Origin of the sequence: Microbacterium sp. K41 (assembly GCF_004794395.1) — a bacterium.
GTDB classification, from domain to species: Bacteria; Actinomycetota; Actinomycetes; order Actinomycetales; family Microbacteriaceae; genus Microbacterium; species Microbacterium sufflavum.
In genome coordinates this window covers 1-8,469 of the sequence record NZ_SSDO01000090.1, presented here as the reverse complement: position 1 = coordinate 8,469, position 8,469 = coordinate 1, and the positions used below count along the sequence as shown (strand labels likewise).

7 protein-coding genes are annotated in these 8,469 nt (G+C 71.8%); all 7 read left to right on the top strand.

The genetic code is table 11. The annotated features are described in order from the left end of the window. A partial coding sequence (locus DW309_RS01820; protein ID WP_275089505.1) for a bifunctional hydroxymethylpyrimidine kinase/phosphomethylpyrimidine kinase occupies positions 1-1,590 on the top strand: 1,590 nt, incomplete at its 5' end. A 239-nt stretch (positions 1,591-1,829) separates the two neighbouring features. Further along, the gene (argC, locus tag DW309_RS01815) at positions 1,830-2,894 is read left to right on the top strand and encodes an N-acetyl-gamma-glutamyl-phosphate reductase (protein ID WP_136044383.1); all 1,065 of its coding nucleotides are present in this window, start codon (positions 1,830-1,832) and stop codon (positions 2,892-2,894) included. Next, positions 2,891-4,048, top strand: a complete 1,158-nt coding sequence (gene argJ, locus DW309_RS01810; protein WP_136044382.1) for a bifunctional glutamate N-acetyltransferase/amino-acid acetyltransferase ArgJ — start codon at positions 2,891-2,893, stop codon at positions 4,046-4,048. The genes argC and argJ overlap by 4 nt, the downstream gene beginning before the upstream one ends. Beyond that, a complete protein-coding gene (argB, locus tag DW309_RS01805) occupies positions 4,045-4,962 on the top strand; it encodes an acetylglutamate kinase (protein ID WP_136044381.1) in 918 nt (305 codons plus the stop codon). Before argJ ends, argB begins: the two co-directional genes overlap by 4 nt. After that, positions 4,959-6,164 carry an acetylornithine transaminase gene (locus DW309_RS01800; protein WP_136034255.1) on the top strand — a complete coding sequence of 402 codons (1,206 nt, stop codon included), beginning with the start codon at positions 4,959-4,961 and terminating at the stop codon, positions 6,162-6,164. Before argB ends, DW309_RS01800 begins: the two co-directional genes overlap by 4 nt. Next, a complete protein-coding gene (gene argF / locus DW309_RS01795; RefSeq protein ID WP_136044380.1) occupies positions 6,161-7,090 on the top strand; it encodes an ornithine carbamoyltransferase in 930 nt (309 codons plus the stop codon). Before DW309_RS01800 ends, argF begins: the two co-directional genes overlap by 4 nt. Further along, positions 7,090-8,469: argininosuccinate lyase (gene argH / locus DW309_RS01790; RefSeq protein WP_136044379.1), on the top strand; the 1,380-nt coding region annotated here is incomplete at its 3' end. The genes argF and argH, both read left to right, overlap by 1 nt.

Here is an 8,469-nt window from a genome sequence, read left to right as displayed (position 1 = left end):
GGGCTCGCCGTGGTCTCCGCGCTCTGCGCCGCCGCGGACCCCGCGGAGACGGCCTCCGCGTTCCGTCGTCGTTGGCGGGCGGGGGTCGTGCCGCGTGTGCTCAGCATCGCCGGCAGCGACCCGTCGGGCGGCGCCGGCATCCAGGCCGACCTGAAGGCGATCGCCGCGAACGGCGGATACGGGATGGCGGCGCTCACCGCCCTCACGGCGCAGAACACGCGGGGAGTGCGGGCGGTCCACGTTCCTCCGGCGGATTTCCTCCGCGCGCAGCTGGACGCCGTGTCCGACGACATCGTCATCGACGCCGTGAAGATCGGGATGCTCGCCGACGCCGAGGTCATCCGCACGGTGGCCGACTGGCTCGATGTGCAGCGCCCCCCGGTGGTGGTGCTCGACCCGGTCATGGTGGCGACATCGGGCGACCGTCTGCTCGCCCCCGACGCGGAGCGTGAACTGCGGGGGCTGCTGACGCGCGCCACGGTGGTCACGCCGAACCTCGCCGAGCTCGCCGTGCTGGTCGGTCGCCCCGTCACTGACTGGCCGGATGCGCTCGCCGCTGCTGAGGAGCTGTCGGCCGACATCGGCGCCGCGGTGCTCGTGAAGGGCGGGCATCTCACGGGTGACGAGGCGCCGGATGCGCTGGTGGACGCGGAGCGCGGCCTGCGGGACGAGTTCCCCGGAGCGCGCATCCCCACCACCAACACGCATGGCACCGGCTGTTCCCTGTCGTCGGCGCTCGCCACCCTGCTCGCCCGCGGTCTCACGCCGTCCGACGCGGTGCGTGCCGCGCGCGCCTGGCTGCGAGAGTCGCTGCGGGCGGCGGGTGCGCTCGCCGTGGGGCAGGGACATGGGCCCGTCCACCATTTCGCTGGAATGTGGGACCGCGGCGACCTGGAAACCCGGCAGACGGCGGAGGAGATCGCCGGCGACTGGTGGCAGGACATCGCCGACGTGCGCGACGGGATCGACGCGCTGCCCTTCCTCCGCGGTCTCGCCGACGGCACACTCGCGCGCGAGCCGTTCCTGTTCTACCTCGCGCAGGATGCGCTGTACCTGCGCGAGTACGCGAGGGTGCTCGCGGCCGCGGCGCGGACCGCCCCCACCTCGGCGGAGCAGGCGTTCTGGGCGCACGCGGCGCACGGATCGATCGTGGGGGAGCTGGAGCTGCACGCGTCGTGGCTCACGCCCGAGCGCGGGGTGAGCGCGGAGACGTTCGCGGCGGAACCCGCGCCCGCGACCACCGCGTACCTCGACCATCTGCGGTCGGTCGCGTTCGGCGGCGATCATGCCGAGCTCGTCGCCGCCGTGCTGCCGTGCTTCTGGCTGTACACCGATCTGGGCAGGCGGCTGCACGCGGGAGACTTCGGCGCGGAGGCCCGTGATCCCGATCACCCCTATGCCTCGTGGCTGTCGACCTACGCCGATCCGGCGTTCGAGGAGGCGACGGCGCAGGCCATCGCTTTCGCGACCGCGGCGGCATCGCGGTCTGACGCCTCCGGACGGGAGCGCATGCGGCGCGCGTTCCGCACGTCGAGCGCACACGAGCTGGCGTTCTTCGCCGCGCCGCTGGAGGCCGCAGCCGTCGGATGACGGTGGGGATTTGCGGTGGCGACGACGGCCGCGCTACTGTCGCGACATGCCTTCGGCCGCCACCGCTCCTTCGACGCTCGCTCCGAGCGTCATCGCTGTGCGCCGACGCCGCGGCCGCCGACTCTAGGCGACCCCGCCCTCCTGCCTGCGCGTGCGCGGCGGTCGAGTGCCGGTGTCGCCGCCTTCGGCCCCGCCCCCGGTCCCGAAATCGTCGAGGACCCGACCGTTAAGGTAGAAGCATGACGTACTCCGTCGCCGTCTCCGGCGCATCGGGCTATGCAGGCGGCGAGATCCTCCGCCTCCTGGCCGCCCACCCCGACATCGAGATCCGCACCGTCACCGCGCACTCGAACGCCGGTCAACCGCTCGTCGACCACCAGCCGCACCTCCGCTCGCTCGCGCATCTCACGCTCCAGGACACGACTCCCGAGATCCTGGCCGGTCACGACATCGTGTTCCTCGCCCTCCCGCACGGTCAGTCGGGGCAGTACACCGACGCGCTCGGCGACGTCCCGCTGGTGATCGACGCGGGTGCCGACCACCGGCTCACCTCGTCGGCCGCCTGGGACGCCTTCTACGGCGGCGCGTTCCATGAGCCGTGGGCGTACGGCGTTCCCGAGCTGCCGGTCGCGGGCGCACGGCAGCGCGACGCGCTGCGCGGGGCGACGCGCATCGCGGCTCCCGGATGCAACGCCTCCACGGTCAGCCTGAGCCTCGCACCGGGTGTCGCCGCCGGAGTGATCGACCCGTCCGACATCGTGTCGGTCCTCGCCGTCGGCCCGTCCGGGGCGGGCAAGAGCCTCAAGCCGAACCTGCTCGCCAGCGAGATCCTCGGCTCGGCCAACCCCTACACGGTCGGCGGCACCCACCGGCACATCCCGGAGATCCGGCAGGCGCTCGCTGCGGCCCGTCCGGCCGACGCCGACGCCTCGGGCGCCGACATCCGCATCTCGTTCACGCCGGTGCTCGTCCCGATGTCGCGGGGCATCCTCGCCACCTCCACCGCGCCGATCGTCGAGGGCGCGACCGACGCGGAGATCCGCGCGGCCTGGGAGAGCGCGTACGGCGAAGAGACCTTCGTGCAGCTGCTGCCGGAGGGCAGCTTCCCCCGCACCGCCGACGTCCTGGGCGCCAACACCGCCCTGATCGGCCTGGCAATCGACCGCTCCGCCAACCGGGTCACCGTCGTCACCGCCGTCGACAACCTCGTCAAGGGCACGGCCGGTGCCGCCATCCAGTCCATGAACATCGCGCTGGGGCTCCCCGAGGCCCGTGCCCTCTCGATCAACGGAGTCGCCCCGTGAGCGTTACCGCACCCGCAGGATTCGAAGCAGCCGGGGTCGCCGTCGGCCTCAAGTCCACCGGCAAGCCCGACGTCGCCGTGGTCGTGAACCGGGGTCCGCGCAAGGTCGGAGCCGCGGTGTTCACCAGCAACCGCGCCAAGGCGAACCCCATCATCTGGTCGCAGCAGGCCGTGGCCGACCGGGTGGTCGAGGCCGTGGTGCTCAACTCGGGCGGGGCGAACTGCTTCACCGGCAGCTTCGGCTTCCAGACCACGCACCAGACCGCCGAGACGGCCGCCGAGTTGCTGGGCATCAGCGCGGGCGACGTGCTCGTCTGCTCGACGGGCCTGATCGGCACGGGCGACGAGGCCTTCCGCGCCAAGGTGCTCGAGGGCACGGCGCAGGCCATCGCCGAGCTCAGCCCCGACGGGGGAGAGAGCGCCGCACACGCCATCATGACCACCGACACGGTCGCGAAGACCGCTGTCGTGTCGCGCGACGGCTGGACGATCGGCGGCATGGCGAAGGGCGCGGGCATGCTCGCCCCGGGCCTGGCGACCATGCTCGTGGTGCTCACGACCGACGCGGTGCTGGAGCCGCTGCAGGCCGATGAGGCGCTGCGCCGTGCGACGGGACAGACCTTCGACCGGCTCGACTCGGACGGGTGCATGTCGACCAACGACCAGGTCACGCTGCTGGCCAACGGGGCCTCCGAGGTCGTGCCCGACCTCGACGACTTCGCTGAGGCGCTCACCGCGCTCTGCCAGGAGCTCGCGGTGAAGCTGCAGGGCGATTCGGAGGGCGCGAGCCACGACATCACGATCGAGGTGCGTCACGCCGTCACCGAGCAGGAGGCCGTCGAGGTGGGCCGTTCGGTCGCGCGCAACAACCTCTTCAAGGCCGCGATCTTCGGCAACGACCCCAACTGGGGGCGGGTGCTCGCGGCGATCGGCACCACCAACGCGCAGTTCGACCCGTACGACGTGGACGTGTGGATGAACGGGGTCCGGGTGTGCACGGCGGGCGGCCCCGACCGTCCGCGCGAGGAGGTCGACCTCACACCGCGCGCCACCCACCTGCTGATCGACCTCAAGGTCGGCGAGGCCACCGCGACGGTGCTCACGAACGACCTGACCCACGACTACGTGCACGAGAACAGCGCCTACGCCTCATGACCGACATCCAGGACACCACGCCCGACGTCGCCGCGCAGAAGGCGACCACGCTGATCGAGTCGCTGCCGTGGCTGAAGACCTTCCGCGACCAGATCGTCGTGGTCAAGTACGGCGGCAACGCCATGGTCTCGGACGAGCTGCAGGAGGCCTTCGCGCAGGACATCGCCTACCTCCGCTACGTCGGCGTGCAGCCCGTGGTCGTGCACGGCGGCGGGCCGCAGATCTCCGACATGCTGCAGCGGCTGGAGATCCCGAGCGAGTTCAAGGGCGGTTACCGGGTCACCAACACCGAGGCGATCAGTGTCGTGCGCATGGTGCTCACCGGGCAGGTGAACCCGCAGCTCGTGGCGAAGATCAACTCGCACGGGCCGATCGCCACGGGGCTCAGCGGAGAGGACGCCGGTCTGTTCGGCGGGCGTCGCCGCGGCGTGGTCGTCGACGGCGAGGAGATCGACCTCGGCCGGGTCGGCGACGTGGTGCAGGTCGACCCCACCGCGGTGCTCGACCACCTCGCGGCCGGTCGCATCCCGGTCATCTCGAGCATCGCGCCCGACCTCGACCACCCCGGCCAGTCGCTGAACGTGAACGCGGATGCGGCCGCCGCGGCACTCGCCGTGGCGCTCGGGGCGCGCAAGCTGGTGATCCTCACCGACGTGCCGGGGTTGTACGCCGACTGGCCCAACCGCGACTCGCTCGTGTCGCACCTCACCTCGGATGCGCTGATCGAGATGCTGCCGCGCCTGGAGTCGGGCATGATCCCGAAGATGCGGGCGTGCCTGGACGCGGTCGAGGGCGGCGTGGACGCCGCGGCGATCATCGACGGACGGGTACCGCACTCGGTGCTCGTCGAACTGTTCACCAGCAAGGGAATCGGGACCGAAGTGGTCCTGGGAGAGAAAGGGGCGACGGCATGACCGTCTGGCAGGACGACGCGGCACGTGATCTCGTGCTCAACGCGGGGGAGCGGCTGGCGCTGCTGACCCGTGGAGAGGGCTCGTACCTGTGGGATGCCGACGGCCGACGCTACCTCGACTTCCTCGCCGGCATCGCCGTGACCTCGCTCGGTCACGCGCACCCGGTCTTCGTCGACGCGGTCGCCACGCAGGCGGCCACGCTCGCGCACGTCTCGAACTACTTCGCGACGCCGCCGCAGCTCGCGCTCGCCGCACGGCTCAAGCGTCTCGCGGGTGCCGGCATCGACGGGCGCGTGTTCTTCTCCAACTCGGGGGCCGAGGCCAACGAGGCGGCATTCAAGCTCGCGCGCCTGCACGGTGGAGCGGAGCGCCCGCGCATCCTCGCGCTGGAGAACGGGTTCCACGGTCGCACCATGGGGTCCCTCGCGCTGACGGCGAAGGAGTCGATGCGCGCGCCGTTCGCTCCGATGCCGGGCGGGGTGGAGCACATCCCGGCCACCGTCGAGGCGTTGGAGGCCGCGATGGACGACCGGGTCGCGGCCGTCATCGTCGAGCCCATCCAGGGCGAGGCCGGTGTCGTCGAGCTGCCGGAGGGCTACCTCGCGGCGGCGCGCTCGCTCACGCTCGCGCACGGGGCTCTGCTGATCGTCGACGAGATCCAGACCGGTGCCGGCCGCACGGGCGAGTGGTTCGGCTTCAGTCATGAGGGCGTCACGCCCGACGCGATCACGCTCGCCAAGGGCATCGGCGGCGGGTTCCCGATCGGGGCCCTGGTCACGTACGGTGCCGCGAGCGCCCTGTTCACTCCCGGTTCCCACGGCTCCACGTTCGGCGGCAACCCGCTCGCGACCGCCGTGGCCGACGCGGTGCTGGCCGAGATCGAACGCGCGGATCTGGTCGGCAATGCGGCCCGCCGTGGCGCCGAGCTGCGCGAGATCATCCTGGGCATCGACTCGCCGCTCCTCGCGGGTGTCCGCGGCCGTGGCCTCCTCGTCGGCGTCGCGCTCACCGAGCCGGTCGCCGGAGCCGTGGTCGCGGCAGCCCAGGAGCGCGGTCTGATCGTGAACGCCGCGAACCCCGAGACCGTGCGCATCGCGCCCGCCCTCACGATCGGCGACGCCGAGCTGGCCGAGTTCCGCGAGCTGTTCGCGGCGAGCCTCGCCGACGTCCACTCCTCCGCCCCCGGAAAGGTACCCGCATGACCCGCCACCTGCTGCGCGACGACGACCTCACGCCCGCCGAGCAGGCGGAGATCCTCGACCTCGCCCTCGAGCTCAAGAAGGACCGCTGGGCCGACAAGAGCCTCGCGGGCCCGCAGACCGTCGCCGTGATCTTCGACAAGTCGTCCACCCGCACCCGGGTGTCGTTCGCGGTGGGCATCGCGGATCTGGGCGGCAGCCCGCTGATCATCTCGACCGCGAGCAGCCAGCTGGGCGGCAAGGAGACGCCGTCCGATACCGCACGGGTGCTGGAGCGCCAGGTCGCCGCGATCGTGTGGCGCACGTACGCGCAGGCGGGACTCGAGGAGATGGCGGAGGGCACCCGCGTTCCCGTCATCAACGCCCTGTCCGACGACTTCCACCCCTGTCAGCTCCTCGCCGACCTGCTGACCATCCGCGAGCACAAGGGCGACCTGATGGGACTGACCCTGACGTTCTTCGGTGACGGGCAGAGCAACATGGCCCACTCCTACGCGCTCGCCGGGGTCACGGCGGGCATGCACGTGCGGATCGCCTCGCCCGAGGACTACGCGCCGCGCGCCGATGTGATCGAGGCCGCCGACCGCCGTGCGGCCGAGACCGGCGGCTCCATCACCCTGTTCACCGACCCGGTCGAGGCGGCGGCCGGTGCCGACGTCGTGGTGACCGACACCTGGGTGTCGATGGGCAAGGAAGAGGAGAAGATCGCGCGCATCCGCGATCTGGGCGGTTACAAGGTGACGCCGGAGACCATGCAGCTCGCCGACGACGAGGCGATCTTCATCCACTGCCTGCCCGCTGATCGTGGCTACGAGGTGGACTCGTCGGTGATCGACGGGCCGCAGAGCGTGGTGTGGGACGAGGCGGAGAACCGCCTGCACGCGCAGAAGGCGCTGCTGGTGTGGCTGCTCGGCAAGAAGGACGCGTGATGACCGGACAGACGCACGAGGGCACGAACGAGGGCGCGCTGTGGGGCGCCCGCTTCGCCTCGGGCCCCTCGCCCGAGCTGGTGGAGCTCAGCCGCTCGACCCACTTCGACTGGATCCTGGCGCCGTACGACATCGCGGGTTCGCACGCGCACGCCACGGCGCTCGCCGCGGCCGGATATCTGGAGCCGGACGAGGCCCAGCGCATGCACGAGGGGCTGGACGCGGTGGCTCGCAGGGTCGCCGACGGCGCGCTGCTGCCCGTCCCGACCGATGAGGACGTGCACGGTGCGCTGGAGCAGGCGCTGATCGCGGAGCTCGGGCCCGAGCTGGGCGGTCGGCTGCGCGCCGGACGCAGCCGGAACGACCAGATCGCCACCCTCGTCCGGATGTACCTGATCGATCACGCCCGGGTGATCGCGCGCGACCTGCTGCGGGTGATCGATGCCCTGGTGGCGCAGGCCGAGGCCCACCCGGAGGCGATCCTTCCCGGCCGCACGCACCTGCAGCACGCCCAGCCCGTGCTCCTCGCGCACCACCTCCAGGCGCACGCGTGGCCGCTCGTGCGCGAGCTGGAGCGCCTGGTCGACTGGCGTCGTCGTGCGGGCGTCTCGCCCTACGGCGGGGGAGCGCTCGCCGGCTCGACGCTGGGGCTGGACCCGGCTCTCGTCGCGACCGAGCTGGGCCTCGATCGCCCGGCCGAGAACTCGCTCGACGGCACGGCCGCGCGCGATGTGGTGGCCGAGTTCGCGTTCATCGCGGCGATGACGGGCGTGGATCTGTCGCGCCTGTCGGAGGAGATCATCCTCTGGAACACCCGCGAGTTCGGCTTCGTCACGCTCGACGACGGGTACTCGACGGGCTCGAGCATCATGCCGCAGAAGAAGAACCCCGACATCGCCGAGCTCGCGCGCGGGAAGTCGGGGCGGCTGATCGGCAACCTGTCCGGTCTGCTGGCGACGCTCAAGGGCCTCCCGCTCGCGTACAACCGCGACCTGCAGGAGGACAAGGAGCCGGTGTTCGATTCGGTGCAGACCCTCGAGGTCGTGCTGCCGGCGTTTGCGGGGATGATCGCGACGCTGCGCTTCGACACGGAGCGGATGGCGGAGCTGGCGCCGCAGGGCTTCTCTCTGGCGACCGACGTGGCGGAGTGGCTCGTGAAGCAGCGGGTGCCGTTCCGCGATGCGCACGAGATCTCCGGCGCGCTGGTGCGCGCGTGCGAAGAGCAGGGGATCGGTCTGGAGGAGGCGTCGGACGAGCTGCTGCGGTCGGTGTCCGAGCACCTGGTTCCCGCGGTGCGGGAGGTGCTGACGATCGAGGGGTCCGTGGCGTCTCGGTCGGGCGTGGGCGGGACCGCGCCGGTGCGCGTGGCCGAGCAGCGC

What these genes read in the sequence shown, in the direction of transcription:
- argF (WP_136044380.1), top strand. Translation starts at nt 6,161, where the DNA reads ATGACCCGCCACCTGCTGCGCGACGACGACCTCACGCCCGCCGAGCAG.
- DW309_RS01800 (WP_136034255.1), top strand. Translation starts at nt 4,959, where the DNA reads ATGACCGTCTGGCAGGACGACGCGGCACGTGATCTCGTGCTCAACGCG.
- argB (WP_136044381.1), top strand. Translation starts at nt 4,045, where the DNA reads ATGACCGACATCCAGGACACCACGCCCGACGTCGCCGCGCAGAAGGCG.
- argC (WP_136044383.1), top strand. Translation starts at nt 1,830, where the DNA reads ATGACGTACTCCGTCGCCGTCTCCGGCGCATCGGGCTATGCAGGCGGC.